The 18164-nt window shown below is 75.4% G+C and carries 16 protein-coding genes and 1 tRNA gene; 12 read left to right on the forward strand and 5 right to left on the reverse strand.

Annotated elements, in window-relative coordinates; genetic code table 11:
• The first annotated feature begins 146 nt into the window (after window positions 1-146).
• From ACZ7LB_RS00815 to ACZ7LB_RS00840, 6 genes are all read left to right on the forward strand, one after another.
• The gene (locus tag ACZ7LB_RS00815; RefSeq protein ID WP_471464490.1) at window positions 147-584 is read left to right on the forward strand and encodes a DUF3052 domain-containing protein; all 438 of its coding nucleotides are present in this window, start codon (window positions 147-149) and stop codon (window positions 582-584) included.
• A 147-nt stretch (window positions 585-731) separates the two neighbouring features.
• Window positions 732-1190, forward strand: coding sequence for a peroxiredoxin (locus ACZ7LB_RS00820; protein WP_471464492.1), 459 nt, complete (start codon window positions 732-734; stop codon window positions 1188-1190).
• A 187-nt stretch (window positions 1191-1377) separates the two neighbouring features.
• The gene (locus tag ACZ7LB_RS00825) at window positions 1378-1953 is read left to right on the forward strand and encodes a TerD family protein (protein WP_471464494.1); all 576 of its coding nucleotides are present in this window, start codon (window positions 1378-1380) and stop codon (window positions 1951-1953) included.
• Window positions 1954-2084: 131 nt separating this feature from the next.
• Complete coding sequence (locus ACZ7LB_RS00830) at window positions 2085-2660, forward strand: TerD family protein (protein ID WP_161224983.1); 576 nt, start codon at window positions 2085-2087, stop codon at window positions 2658-2660.
• Between the two features lie 177 nt (window positions 2661-2837).
• Window positions 2838-3977, forward strand: coding sequence for a DUF475 domain-containing protein (locus tag ACZ7LB_RS00835; RefSeq protein WP_471464496.1), 1140 nt, complete (start codon window positions 2838-2840; stop codon window positions 3975-3977).
• Between the two features lie 155 nt (window positions 3978-4132).
• Window positions 4133-4864, forward strand: coding sequence for a TerD family protein (locus ACZ7LB_RS00840; protein WP_471464498.1), 732 nt, complete (start codon window positions 4133-4135; stop codon window positions 4862-4864).
• Window positions 4865-4989: 125 nt separating this feature from the next.
• On the opposite strand, the gene ACZ7LB_RS00845 is transcribed toward ACZ7LB_RS00840, so the two are convergent.
• A complete protein-coding gene (locus ACZ7LB_RS00845; protein WP_471464500.1) occupies window positions 4990-5979 on the reverse strand; it encodes a TerD family protein in 990 nt (329 codons plus the stop codon).
• A gap of 210 nt (window positions 5980-6189) precedes the next feature.
• Here ACZ7LB_RS00845 and ACZ7LB_RS00850 point away from each other — a divergent pair, with 210 nt between their 5' ends.
• From ACZ7LB_RS00850 to ACZ7LB_RS00860, 3 genes are all read left to right on the forward strand, one after another.
• Window positions 6190-7356 (forward strand): HpcH/HpaI aldolase/citrate lyase family protein, encoded by a 1167-nt coding sequence (locus tag ACZ7LB_RS00850; protein ID WP_471464502.1) that lies wholly within the window; start codon window positions 6190-6192, stop codon window positions 7354-7356.
• 321 nt (window positions 7357-7677) lie between these two features.
• Window positions 7678-10383, forward strand: coding sequence for a phosphoribosyltransferase (locus ACZ7LB_RS00855; RefSeq protein ID WP_471464504.1), 2706 nt, complete (start codon window positions 7678-7680; stop codon window positions 10381-10383).
• Window positions 10380-11189, forward strand: a complete 810-nt coding sequence (locus tag ACZ7LB_RS00860) for an HAD family hydrolase (protein WP_471464505.1) — start codon at window positions 10380-10382, stop codon at window positions 11187-11189. Before ACZ7LB_RS00855 ends, ACZ7LB_RS00860 begins: the two co-directional genes overlap by 4 nt.
• A gap of 135 nt (window positions 11190-11324) precedes the next feature.
• On the opposite strand, the gene ACZ7LB_RS00865 is transcribed toward ACZ7LB_RS00860, so the two are convergent.
• From ACZ7LB_RS00865 to ACZ7LB_RS00875, 3 genes are all read right to left on the reverse strand, one after another.
• Window positions 11325-11543 (reverse strand): FmdB family zinc ribbon protein, encoded by a 219-nt coding sequence (locus tag ACZ7LB_RS00865; protein WP_471464507.1) that lies wholly within the window; start codon window positions 11541-11543, stop codon window positions 11325-11327.
• A 986-nt stretch (window positions 11544-12529) separates the two neighbouring features.
• Window positions 12530-13939, reverse strand: a complete 1410-nt coding sequence (locus tag ACZ7LB_RS00870; RefSeq protein ID WP_471464509.1) for a hypothetical protein — start codon at window positions 13937-13939, stop codon at window positions 12530-12532.
• 71 nt (window positions 13940-14010) lie between these two features.
• Window positions 14011-14781, reverse strand: a complete 771-nt coding sequence (locus ACZ7LB_RS00875; RefSeq protein ID WP_471464511.1) for a DUF4097 family beta strand repeat-containing protein — start codon at window positions 14779-14781, stop codon at window positions 14011-14013.
• Between the two features lie 307 nt (window positions 14782-15088).
• On the opposite strand from ACZ7LB_RS00875, the gene ACZ7LB_RS00880 reads away from it, so the two are divergent.
• Window positions 15089-15163: transfer RNA gene (locus ACZ7LB_RS00880), tRNA-Val, on the forward strand.
• A gap of 282 nt (window positions 15164-15445) precedes the next feature.
• Here ACZ7LB_RS00880 and ACZ7LB_RS00885 read toward each other — a convergent pair.
• The gene (locus tag ACZ7LB_RS00885) at window positions 15446-15853 is read right to left on the reverse strand and encodes a hypothetical protein (protein WP_471464513.1); all 408 of its coding nucleotides are present in this window, start codon (window positions 15851-15853) and stop codon (window positions 15446-15448) included.
• Window positions 15854-16307: 454 nt separating this feature from the next.
• Here ACZ7LB_RS00885 and ACZ7LB_RS00890 point away from each other — a divergent pair, with 454 nt between their 5' ends.
• Both ACZ7LB_RS00890 and ACZ7LB_RS00895 read left to right on the forward strand, forming a co-directional pair.
• Window positions 16308-16913 (forward strand): DUF6153 family protein, encoded by a 606-nt coding sequence (locus tag ACZ7LB_RS00890; RefSeq protein WP_471464515.1) that lies wholly within the window; start codon window positions 16308-16310, stop codon window positions 16911-16913.
• Between the two features lie 85 nt (window positions 16914-16998).
• Window positions 16999-17685, forward strand: a complete 687-nt coding sequence (locus ACZ7LB_RS00895) for a DUF305 domain-containing protein (protein ID WP_471464517.1) — start codon at window positions 16999-17001, stop codon at window positions 17683-17685.
• The last annotated feature ends 479 nt before the right edge of the window (window positions 17686-18164 follow it).

An 18164-nucleotide genomic window follows, 5' to 3' on the forward strand; every position in this document is an offset into this window, starting at 1 on the left:
GCGACACGGCCGGGATCGTCACCGTTTCGGCGGTCCCGGAGGCCGGGTACTTGCGCGATCCGTCCCGCCCGTGTGGACTACGGCCAAGCCGTGCGTACGCGCGCGGCTCAAGAGACATTCACCGAGACATGATCAGGAGGCAACCCGTGAGCGCGACCGCGGACCACGCGGAGGAGCGGACGAGCCCTGCCGCCAGGCTGGGGTTCCAGCCCGGACAGGTGGTCCAGGAGATCGGCTACGACGACGACGTCGACCAGGAGCTCCGCGAGGCCATCGAAGGTGCCGTCGAGGGCGAACTGGTGGACGAGGACTACGAGGACGTGGCTGACGCCGTCGTGCTCTGGTTCCGTGACGACGACGGCGACCTGACGGATGCGCTGGTGGATGCCACCACGTACATCGAGGAGGGCGGGTCGATCCTGCTCCTCACGCCGAAGACCGGCCGTCCGGGATACGTCGAGCCGAGCGACATCTCGGAGGCCTCGACGACGGCGGGGCTGACGGCGTCCAAGAGCGTCAGCGTCGGCAAGGACTGGAGCGGCAGCCGACTGGCGACGCCCAAGGCCGCCAAGTCCAAGCGGTAGCCGCCGGGCTCCGCAGCATCCGGACCCGGGCGGGCCGGCCACGGTCGGCCCGCCCGCGGTCCGGGCAGATCCCTGCGTAGGGTGGTTCCTGCGAATCACCCCACGGGTGTTCGAGCGAATCACCCCACGAAGGGACGGACAGGACCCATGGCGATCCAGGTCGGCGACAAGGCCCCCGACTTCGAACTCAAGGACAACCACGGCGCCACCGTGAAGCTGTCCGACTTCCGCGGCCGGAAGAACGTCGTGCTGCTCTTCTACCCGTTCGCCTTCACCGGCGTGTGCACGGGCGAGCTGTGCGAGGTCCGCGACAACCTGCCGCAGTTCTCCGACCGCGGCACCCAGGTGCTGGCCGTCTCCAACGACTCCATCCACACCCTGCGCGTCTTCGCCGAGCAGGAGGGCCTGGAGTACCCGCTGCTCTCCGACTTCTGGCCGCACGGCGACGTCTCGCGCGCCTACGGCGTCCTCGACGAGGACAAGGGCTGCGCCGTCCGGGGCACCTTCGTCATCGACCGCGAAGGGGTCGTCCGCTGGACCGTCGTCAACGGCCTGCCGGACGCCCGTGACCTGAACGAGTACGTGAAGGCCCTCGACTCCCTGTGACCCCGCCGCGCCTTCGGGGCGCGGCACGGGTGGCCGGAGTCCGCGGTCCGTCCCCCGCGCGGGGACGCGCGGCGGGGGAACCCGTCACTAGGATCGGATCGTTGATCCGGTATCCACGCACGACACGCAACGCACGACATCCAACGCACCACGGGGCGATCGGCCCCCGGACACCAAGGGAGGACTCGTGGGAGTCAGCCTCAGCAAGGGCGGCAACGTTTCGCTGACCAAGGAGGCCCCCGGCCTCACCGCGGTCATCGTCGGACTGGGGTGGGACGTCCGCACCACGACCGGCACCGACTTCGACCTGGACGCCAGCGCGCTGCTGCTGAACAACACCGGCAAGGTCGGCAGCGACGGCAACTTCGTGTTCTTCAACAACCTGAAGAGCCCGGACGGCTCCGTCGAGCACACCGGCGACAACCTCACCGGTGAGGGCGAGGGCGACGACGAGCTGATCAAGATCAACCTGGCCGCCGTGCCGGCCGACGTCGAGAAGGTCGTCTTCCCGGTGTCGATCTACGACGCCGAGAACCGCCAGCAGTCCTTCGGCCAGGTGCGCAACGCGTACATCCGCGTCGTCAACCAGGCCGGCGGGGCCGAGATCGCCCGCTACGACCTGTCCGAGGACGCCTCCACGGAGACGGCCATGGTCTTCGGCGAGCTGTACCGGCACGGGGCGGAGTGGAAGTTCCGCGCCATCGGCCAGGGCTACGCCTCGGGTCTGCGCGGCATCGCGCAGGACTTCGGTGTGAACGTCTGACACTCCGGGCGGCCGGGTCCGGCCGCCCCCGAGGGGCGACCGGGCCCCGGGCGTCCGGCGCCGCACCCCCGCCGTGCGGCGCCGGACGCGCACCACCACACGAGCACCATCCCCGGGGAGGGACCATCAGCATGGGCGTCACGCTTGCCAAGGGCGGAAATGTCTCCCTGTCCAAGGCCGCACCGAACCTCACACAGGTGCTGGTCGGACTCGGCTGGGACGCGCGTTCCACCACCGGCGCACCCTTCGACCTGGACGCCAGCGCGCTGGTGTGCAGCGGCGGACGGGTGCTCGGCGACGAGTGGTTCGTCTTCTACAACCAGCTCACGAGCCCCGACGGCTCCATCGAGCACACCGGCGACAACCTCACCGGCGAGGGCGAGGGCGACGACGAGTCGCTGCTGGTCGACCTCTCCCGGGTGCCCGCCCACTGCGACAAGATCGTCTTCCCGGTCTCCATCCACATGGCCGACGAGCGCGGCCAGACCTTCGGCCAGGTCGGCAACGCCTTCATCCGCGTCGTCAACCAGGCCGACGGCCAGGAACTGGCCCGCTACGACCTCAGCGAGGACGCCTCCACCGAGACCGCGATGATCTTCGGTGAGCTCTACCGCTACCAGGGCGAGTGGAAGTTCCGCGCGGTCGGCCAGGGCTACGCCTCGGGTCTGCGCGGCATCGCCCTCGACTTCGGCGTCAACGTCTCGTGACGCCCCGCCGGCGGGGCCGGGCGCGCGTCCGCCCCGTCCCGCCGGGCGGCCCCCTTGTCCCGGGTGCCGACTCCCTCGTGGTAGCGCCGCAGCGGCAGGCCCTAGACTCACGGGTCAACGGCGAGTAAAGCCGGACATGGCGCGGGGGAGACCCGTACACACACGATGGGGTAGCCAGTGCTCTTGAAAACCTTCGGCTGGTCGTTCGCGGTGACCGCGCTCGGCCTGGTCGCGGCGGTCTTCTACGGGGGGTGGACCGCCTTCGGCGTCGTCGCGATCCTCTCCGTGCTGGAGATTTCGCTGTCCTTCGACAACGCGGTGGTCAACGCCGGAATCCTGAAGAAGATGAATGCCTTCTGGCAGAAGATCTTCCTCACCATCGGTGTGCTGATCGCCGTCTTCGGCATGCGCCTGGTCTTCCCGGTCGTCATCGTCGCCGTCAGCGCCCAGCTCGGTCCGATCGAGGCCGTCGACCTCGCCCTGACCGACAAGGACCGCTACCAGGAACTGGTCACCGACGCCCACCCGTCGATCGCCGCGTTCGGTGGCATGTTCCTGCTGATGATCTTCCTCGACTTCGTCTTCGAGGACCGCGAGATCAAGTGGCTCCAGTGGCTGGAGCGCCCGCTCGCCAAGCTCGGCAAGATCGACATGCTGTCGGTCTGCGTCGCCCTGATCGTGCTGCTCGTCTCCGCGATGACCTTCGCGGCCAACGCCCACCAGCACGGCGGCACCCACGCCGACAAGGCGGAGACGGTCCTGATCTCCGGCGTCGCGGGACTGATCACCTACATGATCGTCGGCGGTCTCTCCGGCTACTTCGAGGACAAGCTCGAAGAGGAGGAGGAGGCCGAGCACGAGGCCGAGGAGGCCGCCGCGCGCAGCGGCCGGCCCAAGTCCGCGATCGCCCTCGCCGGCAAGGCCGCGTTCTTCATGTTCCTCTACCTGGAGGTCCTGGACGCGTCCTTCTCCTTCGACGGGGTCATCGGCGCCTTCGCCATCACCAACGACATCGTCCTGATGGCCCTCGGCCTCGGCATCGGCGCCATGTACGTCCGGTCCCTGACCGTCTACCTGGTCCGCCAGGGCACCCTCGACGACTACGTCTACCTGGAGCACGGCGCCCACTACGCGATCGGTGCCCTCGCCGTCCTCCTCCTGGTCACCATCCAGTACCAGATCAACGAGATCATCACCGGCCTCATCGGCGTGGTCCTGATCGGCTGGTCCTTCTGGTCCTCGGTGCGCCGCAACCGGGCGCTCGCCGCGGCCGGCGGCGCGGACGGGGAACAGGACAAGCAACCCTCCGCGGTGTGACACCCTGACGGAGGACCCGGCGCCCGGTGCGCCCCCGGTGCACCCACCGGAGGTGTGAAGGCGCCCGGGGTGAGGAACGCTCTGTGCGGGGCGGCCCGGAGGGAGAAGTCCCCGGGGCCGCCCCGTCGGCGGTGACGGCGAGGGTGGGGGCGGACATGGGCTTACTGGACGGACTGTGGCGCGGGCGCGAGAGCGTCTTCGACCCGGGCAACGCGGCGACCAACTCCATCCAGCTCACCGGACGGCAGAACAGGGTCTCGCTGACCAAGCAGGACGCGGCCAGCGGCCACCTCCGGGTCAACCTGACCTGGCGGATGCGGACCTCGGACCTCATGGGCCCGCAGCGCGAGAGCCTGCTGCGCCACCCGCTGCGGGCGCTCAAGCCCCCGGAGGTCGTCGGCCACAGCCAGAGCATGGTCAACGTCGACCTCGACCTGGGCTGCCTCTACGAACTCCAGGACGGCACCAAGGGCGTCGTCCAGCCGCTCGGCGACTACCTCGGCGACGTCAACGCGCCGCCGTACGTCAAGCTCAGCGGCGACGACCGGTTCGGCTCGGGCTCCGGCGAGACGATGTACGTCAACCTCGACCACCGGGACGCCATCAAGCGCCTGCTGGTCTTCGTGTACATCTACGACCAGACCCCGGCCTTCGACCGGACGCACGCCGTCGTCACCCTCTACCCGAGCAACGGCCCGAGCATCGAGATCGGCCTCGACGAGCGTCAGCCGCAGGCCCGCTCCTGCGCCGTGATGATGATCGAGAACGTCAAGGACGAGATCATGGTCCGCCGCGAGGTGAAGTACGTCTACGGCTTCCAGGGCGAGCTGGACCGGCTCTACGGCTGGGGGCTCCAGTGGGGGCGGGGCTACAAGACCAAGGCGTAGCCCGGGGGCGCGCCGGGCGCACGGGCGGGGCGTGTGCCCCGCGCGGTGCCCGGCCCCGTGCGCCGTCCGGCGGACCGCCGTGTCGGCGCCGCGCGGACCGCGTCGGCGGCCCGCGCCCCGCGGTGTCAGCGCCCCACGAACTGAGGCCCCTGCGGCGGCAGCCGGAACTCCGGCCGCCCGGCGGGCCGGGGATAGCCGTGGGCCGGGCGCGCCGGGGGCTGCGGCGGGTAGCCGTAGGCGGGCTGCGCGGGCACCCCGGCGGGCTGCTCCGGCGGCAGCGGGTACGACGGGACGGGCTGCACGGTCGTCGGCTGGTCCGGCGCCACCACGGGGGCGGGGCCGGCCGGCCGGGGCGGCAGGGTCTGCGCGGCGGCGGGCAGCGGCGCCGGGTCCTGCCCCGGGGCGGCCGGGAACGGCTGCGGCGCGGCGGGGAACGCCTGCGGCGGGGTGGGGAACGCCTGCGGCGGGGTGGCCTGCGGCGGCGTGGCCGCCGGCAGCGGCGTCGGCTCGGGGGCGGCGGGCAGCGGCCGCGGCGGTGTGGCCGCCGGGGGCGGCGGCTCCGCGGCGGCCTCCGACTCGTCCACCGAGATGCCGAAGTCGGTCGCCAGGCCCACCAGCCCGTTCGAATAGCCCTCGCCCAGCGCCCGGAACTTCCAGCCCTCGCCGCGCCGGTACAGCTCGCCGCAGATCAGCGCCGTCTCCCGGCCCGTCTCGGGCTTGACGTCGAAGTACGCCAGCGGATCGGCGTCGGCCGCCGCCGCGTCGTACAGCAGGATGCGCAGCGCCCTGACCCGGTCGAAGGTGACGCCGTCGGCCGACGCCACCAGCAGTATCCGGCCGACCGAGCCCTCCACACCGGACAGGTCCGTCTGGATCGTGTCGGTCAGCCCCTCGCTGATCCGCTTCTTGCCGAGCCGCCAGACCTGCCCGGAGGGGTGCCGGGGCTGGTTGTAGAACACGAAGTCCTCGTCGGAGCGCACGCGGCCGTCGGGCCCGAGGAGCAGGGCGGAGGCATCCACGTCCGGGACCCCCTGGCCCGCGGTCCAGCGCAGCACGGCGCGTACCGTGGTGGCGTGCAGCGGGATGTTCGACCCCTTCACCATCGCGTGCGTCATGCCGTCATCCTGCCCTCTCGGTCCTGGTCACGACAACGCGGGGGAGGGTACTCGGGCCCCTGCCGCACCACCGCGGCCGGCCGCCGGCCGCCCGTCCGGGTCACTCTCCGTTCATGTCCGGAGGGAACCGGGGACACCGACGGCTACGTACTATTACCGGCCACCTTCGGACAACCGCACCGGTGGCTCAGACACCACGGGGGAGTACTCATGCGTCATTTCGGTCACGTCGCCCCAGAGGTGCGCGAGCGCCTGTTCCACCGGGAGCCGCGTGCCTTCACCGCGGACTCCCCGGCCCACCTGCTCGCCGCCGCCCTGGGCGCCACGCTGTACAGCCCCGCCACCCGGCCGACGCTCGCGGACGACGTCCTGAAGCAGGCCGCGCGGGGCGTGGTCTCGATGGTGCTGTGCCTGGAGGACTCCATCGACGACGCCGACGTGGCCGCCGGCGAGGAGAACCTCGTCCGGCACCTCTCCGACCTGGCGGAACGTCCCGGCGCGGAGATCCCGCTGCTGTTCGTGCGGGTCCGCACCCCCGGGCAGATACCCGCCCTGGTGCGGCGCCTCGGGCCCGCGGTGCGGATGCTGTCCGGATTCGTCCTGCCCAAGTTCACCGAGGAGCGGGGCGTGCCGTTCCTGGAGGCCCTCGCGGACTCCGAGGCCGCCTGCGGCCGGCGGCTGTTCGCCATGCCGGTGCTGGAGTCCCCGGAACTGCTCTACCGGGAGACCCGGGTGCAGACCCTGGAGGGCATCTACCGCGCCGTCGACAAGTACCGGGAGCGGGTCCTCGCCCTGCGCCTGGGCGTGACCGATTTCTGCTCCTCCTACGGGCTGCGCCGCGACCCCGACATGACCGCCTACGACGTCCAGGTCGTCGCCTCCGTCATCGCCGACGTGGTGAACATGCTGGGCCGGGCCGACGGCTCCGGCTTCACCGTGACCGGACCGGTGTGGGAGTACTTCCGCGCCCAGGAGCGGCTGTTCAAGCCGCAGCTGCGGCAGAGCCCGTTCCTGGAGGGCCGGGCGGAGGAACTGCGGGCCCGGCTGCTGGAGCACGCCATGGACGGGCTGCTGCGCGAGATCTCCCTGGACCGCGCCAACGGACTGCTCGGCAAGACCTGCATCCACCCCTCGCACGTCCCCGTCGTGCACGCGCTGTCCGTCGTCAGCCACGAGGAGTTCAGCGACGCCCGGGACATCCTGCGGCCCGAGCGCGGCGGCGGGGGCGTCCTGCGGTCGGCGTACACCAACAAGATGAACGAGGTGAAGCCGCACCGCGCCTGGGCGGAGCGGACCCTGCTGCGCGCCGAGGTCTTCGGGGTGGCGGGCGAGGACATCGGCTTCGTGGAACTGCTCACCGCGAGCCTGCCCGACTGAACACGAGGACACATGAACGACGCCGCGCACGACCTTCCCGCGCACGACGCCACGGCCGACGGCCGCCCCGGGCACCGGCCGTCCGCCCATGACCACCCCCGGCCGGGCGGCCCCGCGGGTGCCCGGCGGGCGGACGCCCGGCCCGACGGCGTCCGGCACGAGCGTGCCGCACCCGCCGCACACGCCGGCTCCGGACACCCCGGCGCCGGACACCCCGGGGCCGGAGGCGCCGGCGCCGGACGCGACACGGCCGCGGACCGCGCGGCCGGACCCGACGGGGTGCCCGCCGCGGGCGCCACGGACCACGGAGGACACGAGGACATGCACCAGGGCGACCGGAGCGCACCCGCACCCGCCCCCACCGCGACCGGGGCCTGGTCCGGCGACTGGGTCGCCCGGCGCCTCGGCGTCGAGCTGGCCGGGGACGCCGCCCTGACCGGACTGCTGGGCCTCGCCCTGCGCCGCAACCCCAAGCGGGCCCACCTGCTCGTCTCCCACGTGCTCGGCAAGCACGTCCCGCAGGCCCCCTCCGTCGTCCACGGCCACGGCGTCGCCCTCGGCCGCCGGGTCCGGGCGCTGCTCGGCGAGGAGGCGGCCGGCCGGGCCGTCGTCCTCGGGTACGCGGAGACCGCCACCGGACTCGGCCACAGCGTCGCGGACGGCCTGGGCACCGCCCCCTACCTGCACTCCACCCGGCGCCCGGTCGCCGGGGCCGCCACCGCCGGGGGCTTCGAGGAGTCCCACTCGCACGCCACCTCCCATCTGCTGCTGCCCGAGGACCCGGCCCTGCTGGCCGGCGACGGGCCGCTGGTCCTGGTCGACGACGAGTTCTCCACCGGCAACACGGTCCTCAACACCATCCGCGCCCTGCACGAGCGCCACCCCCGTGACCACTACGTCGTGGTCGCCCTGGTCGACATGCGTTCGCCCGCCGACGCCGGGCGGCTGACGGACTTCGCCCGGGGGATCGGCGCCCGCGTGGACCTGGTGGCGACCGCCTCGGGCACCGTGCGGCTGCCCGGGGACGTGCTGGAACGCGGACGGGAACTGGTCGCCCGGCAGGAGGCCGCGACGGCGCCCGCGTCCGGGGCCGCCGCGTCCGGAACCACCGCGTCCGTGCCCGCCGCGGCCGGGGCCACCGCCGTGTACGCCGGAACGGCCGCGCCCGCCGGGCCGGGTGTCCCCGTCGCCCCCGGTACGGAGGGTGCGGGCGCCGCGTCCGGTACGACCGGGGCGCCCGCCGGGACCGCCGCCCCCGCGGCATCCGGGGCCCCCGCCGCGTCCGGTGCTCCGGGGGCGGGCGCCGCGACCCGGGCCGGTGGCGGCGTCGCCCGGGTCGACGTGGGCTGGCCCGCCGGGCTCCCCGACGGCGGACGGCACGGCTTCACCCCCGCCCAGCGGGAACGCCTGGAGGCCGCCCTGCCCGGCATGGCGGAGCGCCTCGCCCGCGCCCTGCCGGACGGCGCCCGCCGGGTGCTCGTCCTCGGCTTCGAGGAGCTGATGTACGCCCCGCTGCGGCTCGGCACCGAGCTGGAGCGGATCCTCCCGGACACCGAGGTGCGCTTCTCCACCACCACCCGCTCACCCGTTCTCGCGGTCGACGACCCCGGCTATGCCATCCGCACCCGGCTGGCCTTCCCCGCCCACGACGGCCCCGCCGACGGCCCCGGCGAGCGCTACGCCTACAACGTCGCCGGGGCGGGCTTCGACACCGTCGTCGCCGTCGTCGACTCGGTGGCCGACACCCCCGCGCTGCACGCCCCCGACGGCCTGACGGCCCGGCTCGCCGCCCACGTCCCGCACGTCCTGCTCGCGGTCGTCCCCTCGTACACGCCGCGCGCGCCGCACGCCCCCGAAAGGCCCCCCATGCTGCCCGAGCCACTCCGCGGCCCCGCCTTCTCCTCGTACGCGCCCGACGAGGTCGGCTGGCTGCTCCAGGACCTCTCGGAGGTGACCCTGGAGGCGCCCACCGAGGAGCGCGAGGAGGCCATCCAGAGCGGCGGCGCCCACTACGCCGAGTCGCTGCCCGTGGAGTTCCAGCCCGGCGCCCAGTACCAGGAGCTGTTCCACACCGCCCTCGCCGCGTCCGGGGCCCGGCTGGCGCGGGCCGTCGCCGCCGTCACCGAGATCGTGCTCACCGAGCGCTCGCCCCGCCCCGTCCTGGTCTCCCTCGCCCGCGCGGGCACCCCCGTCGGCGTCCTCATGCGCCGCTGGGCCCGTTACCGGCACGGCCTGGACCTGCCGCACTACGCCGTCTCCATCGTCCGGGGCCGCGGCATCGACGCCAACGCCCTGCGCTGGCTGGCCCGCCACCACGACCCCGCCGACGTCGTCTTCGTCGACGGCTGGACCGGCAAGGGCGCCATCACCCGCGAACTGGCCGACGCCATACGGGAGTTCGAGACGGCCGAGGGCGTCACCGGCTTCGACCCGGAGATCGCGGTCCTCGCCGACCCCGGCTCCTGCGTGCGCACCTACGGCACCCGGGACGACTTCCTGATCCCCTCCGCCTGCCTCAACTCCACCGTCTCCGGCCTGATATCGCGCACGGTGCTCCGCGCCGACCTGGTGGGGCCGCACGACTTCCACGGCGCCAAGTTCTACCGCGAGCTGGCCGGCGCCGACCTCTCCCCGGACTTCCTGGACGCCGTCGCCGCCCGCTTCCCCGAGGCCGCGGAGACGGTCGACGGCGAGGTCGGACGGCTCCTGTCCGCGGACCGCGAACCGACCTGGGAGGGCTGGGCCGCCGTCGAGCGGATCAGCGAGGAGTACGGCATCCACGACGTCAACCTCGTCAAGCCCGGCGTCGGCGAGACCACCCGGGTCATGCTCCGCCGGGTGCCCTGGAAGGTGCTCGCCCGGCCGGACGCGGGCAGCGACCTGGACCACGTGCGCCTGCTGGCGGAGCAGCGGGGGGTGCCCGTGGAGGAGGTGCCCGGCCTGCCGTACACCTGCGTCGGGCTCATCCACCCCCGGTACACGCGCGGGGCGACCGGCGCCGACGGCCGGGCGGTGACGGGCCGATGACCGTCCTCGTCGCCAGCGACCTCGACCGCACCCTGATCTACTCCACGGCCGCGCTCGGCCTGACCATGCCCGACCTGCGGGCGCCGCGCCTGCTGTGCGTGGAGGTCTACGAGGCCCGGCCGCTGTCCTTCCTGACCGAGCGGGCCGCCCGGCTGCTGACCGACCTGGGCGACGCGGCGCTGTTCGTGCCGGTCACCACCCGCACCCGCAAGCAGTACCAGCGCGTCAACCTGCCCGGCCCCCAGCCGACGTACGCGATCTGCGCCAACGGCGGGCACCTGCTGGTCGACGGCGTCTCCGACCCCGCCTGGCACGCGCAGGTCACCGCCCGGCTGGCCGAGCGGTGCGCCCCGCTGGAGGAGGTGCGCGAGCACCTGGCGCGCACCGCCGACCCGTCCTGGGTGCGCAAGATCCGTGTCGCCGAGGACCTGTTCGTCTATCTCGTCGTCGAACGGGAGCTGCTGCCCGACGGCTGGGTGAAGGAACTGGCGGCCTGGGCCGGTGAGCGCGGCTGGACGGTCTCCCTCCAGGGCCGCAAGATCTACGCCGTTCCCGCGCCGCTCACCAAGAGCGCGGCCGTCCGGGAGGTCGTCCGCCGCAGCGGCGCGGAGCCGGTGCTCGCGGCCGGGGACTCCCTCCTCGACGCGGACCTGCTGCTCGCCGCCGACCGGGGCTGGCGCCCCGGCCACGGCGAACTGGCCGACACGGGCTGGTCGGCACCGTCGGTCACCGCCCTGCCCGAGCGGGGGGTGCTGGCCGGGGAGCGCATCCTGCGGGAGTTCCTCAGGGCGGCCCGGCGGCGGTAGCGGGGCGGGGCCCCGCGCGGGGCGGGGTGCGCGGGGCGCAACTCCGCCGGGCGCGGGCCGGGTCCGGGCCGAGCCCGGGTGGGCGCGAGCTGCCGCGCCGGTGGGCGCGGGCCCGCGCCGGTGGGGCGGGCGGGGTCAGCCGCAGCAGCCGCCCCCGCAGCAGCCGCCCCCGCCGCCCGACGGGGGCGCCGGGGCCGACGCGGAGGCGGAGCCGCCGACGGCGACCGTCGACAGCAGCTTCACGGTGTCCCCGTGCCCGGCCGGGCAGACGGCCGGGTCGGCGGACTCGGCCATGGGACGGTTCAGTTCGAAGGTGTCTCCGCAGCTGCGGCACCGGTACTCGTAGCGAGGCATGCCCACAGGTTAACGGCCACCCGCCCGGCCCGGCCGGGGCCCGCGCGAAACCGACCCGTGACCGACGGCGGCCCGCTCCCGGCCGCCCGGACTCCGCTCCCGTTTGTGGTGCCCGCTTCTGGTTGCTCGGGCCTCGTTTCTGGTTGTGGTGCCCGCTCCCGGCCGCCCGGACCCCGCTCCCGGTCGCCGCGCCCGCTCCCGGCCGCCCCGGCCCCGGGCGGCTCACCGCCGGACGCGGGCGCGGCGACCGGGGCCGGGCCCGCGCGACCCCGCCGGAATCCGGTCCGGGGCCCGTCCACGGAGCCCGTGAGGGGTCCCGCGCACGGGTTCCGCGCACGGGTTCCGCGCACGGGTTCCGCTCCGGGGACCCCGGCTCGGGAAGGGGCTCGGGAAGCCGGCGCACGGGCCCGTCCACGGAACCCTACGCAGGGCGCCGGGACGCGGGGCCGCTCGGGGAGCCCGGCTCACCGACTCCGGGGCGCGGGGCTCCGGCTCATGGGGTCCGGCTCGCGGCAGCGGGACCTCATGAGCCGGACCCCATGAGGTCCGGCTCGCGGCAGCGGGACACGGGCCCGTTCACGGAGCCCGGTTCGCGGACCGGCTCAGGGAGCCCCGAGCCCCGAGCCCTGAGTCTCAGGGGAACCGGGGGCGGGGTCCGCCGCTGGATTCTCGGCCCTCGGACCCCGGGGTGCGGGGCCGCCGCTCATGGAGCGAGTTCGGGCGGTCCCGGCCACGGAGCGGGCCGGGCGGTCCGTCCGCGGCCCGCGGGTCGCCGGTGCGGTCACGGGGACACGGTCGCGGGCTCCATCCACGGTGCCCGGCCCTCGGGCTCCGGTTCCGGCTTCCGGGGCTTGGCCCCGCGAGGTCCGGTCACGGGGCCGGGGGGAAGGCCGCGCGCAGGCCGCAGAACCGCGCGCGGGCTCCGGCGCGGCCCCGGGGCCGCGCGCGGGCCACCGGGGCGGCGAGCCCCGCGCGCGGCTCTCCGTTCACTGGCCGGAGCCCAGCTCCTCGCGTATGCGGGCGACGACGTCCGCCGCGGTGTGCCGCACCGCCTCCGTCTCCGTGAGGAAGTGCCAGTAGTCGGGGTGCCGGTCCTCCAGTGTCGCGACCGCCCGGTCCAGCCGGGCCACCGCCTCGTCCAGCGGGCGCGCGTGCCGGGGGTCGGGGGTGTGGCGGCCCGCCATGGCCAGCCGCTGCGCGTCGCGGACCGCGAACCGGGTGCGGTCGATCTCCTGCTGGGGGTCCTTCTGCACGGCGTTCAGCCGCTGCAGCCGGTCACCGGCGGCGGAGACCGCCTCGTCGGTCCCGTTGAGCAGGGCCCGCGCCGTCGACAGCAGGGAGGTGGCGTCGGGCCAGCGCTGCTCGTCGCGCGCGGCGCGCGCCTCGGCCAGCTTCCGCTCCGCCTGCCGCACCGACTCCCCGGCCTGCTCGGGCACCTGCTGGAGATCCTGCCAGCAGGCGGCCGTGAACCGCCGCCGCAGCTCGCTGAGGACGGGCTCCACCTGCCCGGCCCGGGTGGTCAGCGCCTGGGCGCGGGTGCGCAGGGAGACCAGGCGGCGGTCGGTCTCGGCGGCCAGCCCGGGCAGCCGCTCGGCCTCGGCGCGGATGGCCTCGGCCTCCCGGGTGACCCGCTCCGCCCGCTCCACCGTCTGCGGCACCCCGTGCTGGCCGGCCCCCTGGTTGAGCAGGGTCAGCTCCGGTCCGAGGGCGGCCAGCCGGGCGGCGAGCCCGTCGGCCTTCAGCCCGGACTCCCGGGCGGCGTCCAGCGCGCCGGAGGCGGCCCGCAGGGCCTGGCGGGCCCGCTCGACGGCGGGCGCCAGCCGGGCGAGCTGGGTCTCCGCCTTGCCGAGCAGCGGGCCGAGCCCCTCGGCGTAGCGGTCCAGTTCCCGCCGGACCTGGTCCAGCGCGTCCTTGGCGGCGGTCAGCTCGGTGCGCGCCCGGGTGGCGGTGGACGCCTCCAGGTCGTCCCGGTCCAGGTCGTGGGCGTCGACGGCGCCGATGTACTGGTGACTGACCTCGTCGATGCGGCGGCCCAGCGCCTCGAAGGCGTCCAGCGCCCGCCGCGCGGCGGGGGAGGAGTCCACGGCCGCGATGGTCTCCACGGAGATCCGCAGGTCCCGCTGGGCGGTGTCCAGCTCGTAGAAGGCGGCCGCGGCGGCGTCCTTGGCGGCCTGGGCCTGGGCGCGCTGGCTCTCGGCCCGCCCGCCGAACCAGCGCCGGGTGCCGCCCCCGGCGAACGCGGCGGGGAGCACCAGCAGACCGAGCAGCGGCAGCCCCATGAGCGCCAGCGCGTCACGAGCCGCGCCGGGTGTCCGCCGGTCCCGGAACCGGTGCGGCGGGCGGCGATGCGCGCGCGGCACCATCGGCGAGTACGGCTGCGATGGAGTCGCCGTCACATCCCTCTCCCGTGTCGTCCGTCCTGCCAGGATCCATTGTCCCATCCGTGACCGGCGAACACACGGGGCGGTCAGTCCGCCGCGTCGACCGTGATGCTCCCGTCGCCGGTGCGCGCGTTCACCACGTGGGCGCTGTCGTCGTCCCGGGGCACCGAGACCTTCGCCGAGCCGTCCCCCGTCCGCGTCGTCACCCGGTACGCGGAGCGGGGCAGGGTCAGGGAGATCGAGCCGTCTCCGCTGCGGGCCTCCACCAGGTCGGGCACCGCGCTCAGTTGGAGCCGGACGGAGCCGTCACCGGTGCGGGCGACGACCCGGCGGGAGGACACCTCGGCCCGCGCCTGACCGTCGCCGGTGCGCAGCTCCAGCGGGCCGCTGGAATCGGTGACGTGGACGGAGCCGTCCCCGCTGCGGATGGTCAGCGGCTCCTCGAAGCCCCGGGCCCGGACGCTGCCGTCCCCGTCCCGGACGGTGACGGCGACGCCGCGCGGGACCCGTATGAGGTGCCGGGCCGAGCAGTCGGCCACGATGCCCGAGCAGCGCATCCGCAGGGTCAGCCGGTCGCCCTCCATCCTCCACGTCACCTCGGGCTTGGAGCCGACGGCGACCGAGCCCTTGAACCACCGGGTGACCTCGACGGCGCCCGCCCTGTGCCCGTCCGCCGCGACGATCTCCAGGTCGGAGTCGTCGGAGTCGATGGTGAGGGTGCGGCCCGGCAGGGAGAAGCTCCGCCGGTCGGGATCCTGGTCGTCCGAGGCGTCGTTGCAGGCGGCGAGGCCGGCCACGAGGACGGCGACGGCCCCGGCGACGGCGAGGGCGCGGGCGGGTACGGAGCGGGCGGACATGGTGGTTCTCCCCCTGGGACGAGTGGCGCGGAGGCCGTGCAACGGCCGGTCCGGGGCGTCCGCCGCGGACGGCGGGGCGCTTCCGGAACGGTGGTCGGCGCGGCGTTCGGGACGGTCCTGCGGTGGACCTTCGGGACGGTCGGCGGTGATGCTCTACGACCGTACGGAGCCGGGGCCCGCCGGGGCATCCGGGCCGCTCCCTGATTCGGGGTGGGGTTATCCCCAGGCCGGAATCGGGGGGCGGATCAGGGCCGGGGACAGGTTTGCGGGGCACCGCCGGTGTCCATGTAGGCTGTCGTCTCGTCCTGGGTGCGTAGCTCAGGGGTAGAGCGCCTGCCTTACAAGCAGGATGTCGGCGGTTCGAAACCGTCCGCGCCCACCAGGACCCCGCCCCCCGGCCCGCGCCGACGGCGGGGACACGGCGACAGAGATGCCCATCGGCCCGGTTCGGGACGGTGGGCGTCGTCGCGTCCCGGGCCGGTGGCGGACGCCTTCCGGGGACGAAGGTCGCCGGGTCCGGCGGCCCGAGGAGCCGGGCGGCGCCGGCCGGGACGGTCAGGACGCACCGGGTCCGGTCCGTCCTTCTTCCCCCCGGCCTGCCGCCCGCGCGCGGCCGTCCGCCGGGCCGGGGCCCGTCCGCCGTCCCGTCCGGTCACCGTGCCGGTCACTCCCAGGGCGGCTTGATCGTCGGGTCGTCGAACGCCTCGGATGCCGAGTGGTAGAGGCGGATCAGGCGGTCCTTCACCCGGCGGCGCGCCTCCTCGGGGATCGCCGCCCGATCGAGCCGTCCGGCGGCGGCGTGCACCGCGTGCAGGACCCGTTCGGGCCGCCCGTCCACGATGTCCGCGACCGGGAACTTGTAGTCCGCCTCCGTCGCCGGGTTGCCCCCGGGCCTGCGGTACAGGAAGACACTCGCCAGCTTGACGGGGTCCCCGTCCGCCCACGCCCTGGCCCGGGACTCCGCCTTCGAGCCCGACCACACGCGGTCCCGGGGCGCCCAGGGCATCGCGACGTCCGCGGCGTCGTCGTCCTCCGGCGGCACCACCACCGGGTTCTTCTTCCTTACGGACACGGCCGGGCCTCCAAACGCTCGGGATCGGCAGCCGCGGCCCGTCCCCCGCCCACCGGAACCGCCCGCGGCGCACCTCCGCCGCCCCGCCCGGCGCTCCCGCGCGACGCGGCCACGCCGACCGGGCGCGTACCCGCGCCACGGCACCGGCCCGGCGACGGCGGTCGGCGCAGGTGGCTGCGCGGCCGCCCGCTTCGCGGAACGGACAGAACGGCTCGGTACACCAGCGTATTCGGCCGGGCGGAACGTGGCACACGGAGTGGGGCGGGCGGCGGACCGGCCACCGGCTCCCCGCCGGAGACCCCACGGGCACGTCCGGTCAGGGCCCCGGGAATCCTTCGGGGCCCACGGGGTTCCTCGGCCGGGGTGGAGCCGGCCCGGTCCCCGCGCCACGCCCGGGCCGCCCCTTCGGGGCCCGACAGCCCTGCCCGGCCCGGGAGTTCCTACGATGGGGCCCGTGAGGAGTGCCGGGCAGCGCCGACGACCGCCCCTGGGGCGGTGGTACGCCCTGTGCGTGCTGGGGCTGCTCGCCGGGCTGCTGGGCATGCACGGGCTGGCGCCCGGCGGGAGCCTCCCGCAGCCGCCGCCCCGGCACCCCGTGACCGGGCACGCGGCGACCGTGCACGCGGTCACCGGGCACGCCGTCACGGGGCGGACCGCCGCCGGACCCGTCGGCAACGGGCTCACGGAGGCGGCGGGTCCGGCCACCGGCGCGGCGGGCGGGGCAGCCGCCGGGCCCCCGGGAGCGGACCCCTTCCCGGCGGCGCGCGCCGTCACGGGGAGCGCCCCCGCCCACTCCGGCACCGGGGCAGTGCCGCCCGGCACCCCCGCGCACGCCGGGTGCGTCGAGGACCGCGGCGGCTGCGGCGGCGGTCACGCGCACCACGCCGACGCCATGTGCTCCTCCGGCGCGCTGGACGACGCCCCGGCTCCCGCCCCGCCCGCCGCCGACCCGGTGCCCGCGGCCCCCGGCGACACGGTCGCGCGCGCCCGCGCGGCCGGGGCGCCCGACGGCGCCCGCGCGCCGCCCTCCCTGGCCGAACTGCAACTCCTGCGGATATAGGCACCGCCGCGCAGCACCCCGCCGTCCCGGCGACGGGTGCCGCAGAGGCGTGCCGATCCCCCCCTTCCCGTACAGGAGTTCACCCATGAAGCAGATCCGTACCTTCCGCGCGGCAGGTGCCGTCCGCCCGCGCCGTCCGTTCGCCCGCCGGACGGCGCTCGCGGCGGTGACGGCCACCGCCGCGCTGGTCCTCGCCGCCTGCGGGAGCGACGGCGGCACCCCGGGCCGGGGCGGCGCGGGGGCGTCGGCCTCCGCGCCCACCGGGGCCGACGGCGGCACGGCGGCGCGGGGCGCGCACAACGCGCAGGACGTCGCCTTCGCGCAGGGCATGATCCCGCACCACCGCCAGGCGCTGGAGATGGCGGAGCTGGCCGGGGGCCGGTCCGCGTCGGCCGGCGTCAGGGACCTGGCCGCGCGCATCCGCGGGGCGCAGGACCCGGAGATCAGGACCATGACCGGCTGGCTGACGTCCTGGGGCGAGCGGGTCCCGGAGGCGGGCGGCTCGATGCCGGGCATGGACCACTCGGAGCACTCCTCGATGCCCGGCATGATGGCCGGCGGGGACATGGAGAGGCTGAAGCGGGCCGAGGGGGCCGAGTTCGACCGGATGTTCCTGGCCATGATGGTCGAGCACCACGAGGGCGCCGTCGACATGGCCGAGGCCGAGCGGGCGAAGGGGCTCCACGGCCCCGCGAAGGCCCTCGCGGGCGACATCGTCACCGCGCAGAACGCCGAGATCACGGAGATGAACCAGCTCCTCGGCAAGGACTGACCGGGCGGGCGGGCGGCGCCGAAGACCCGTGTCGCCCGTCGCCCGCCGACCGCAGCCCCCGCCGAACGCGCCGCCGGTCGGCGGGGGACGGGCCGCCGGGGGACCGGACGACGGCCGGCCCCTCGGGGGCGGACTCGCCGGCCGGTGCGACGGAACCACCGGGACCGGCCCGGAGGGCGCCGGCGGCCGGGGAAGGTCGGGACGAGGGCCCGTGGGGTGCCGGTCCGGCGAGGCCCCGGGTCCGGCCGCCTCCGGGTAAACCCGGTCGGGCCCGTCCGGCGCGGTGGGCGACCGCCACCGCCGTACGCACCCCGGGGCCAGGCGCCCCGCGCACGCGGACCCGCAAGCCCCGGCGCCCCGGGACCCCGCCTCCGGGACCCCGCGCCCGGGAACCCCGTGTCCGGGCACCGCGCCCGCCGAAAACCCGCGCTCCGAACCCGGAACGCGTGCCCCGGGCCGCGCACTCCCGCCCCGGAGCC

The organism is Streptomyces sp. NPDC107521, assembly GCF_055598485.1.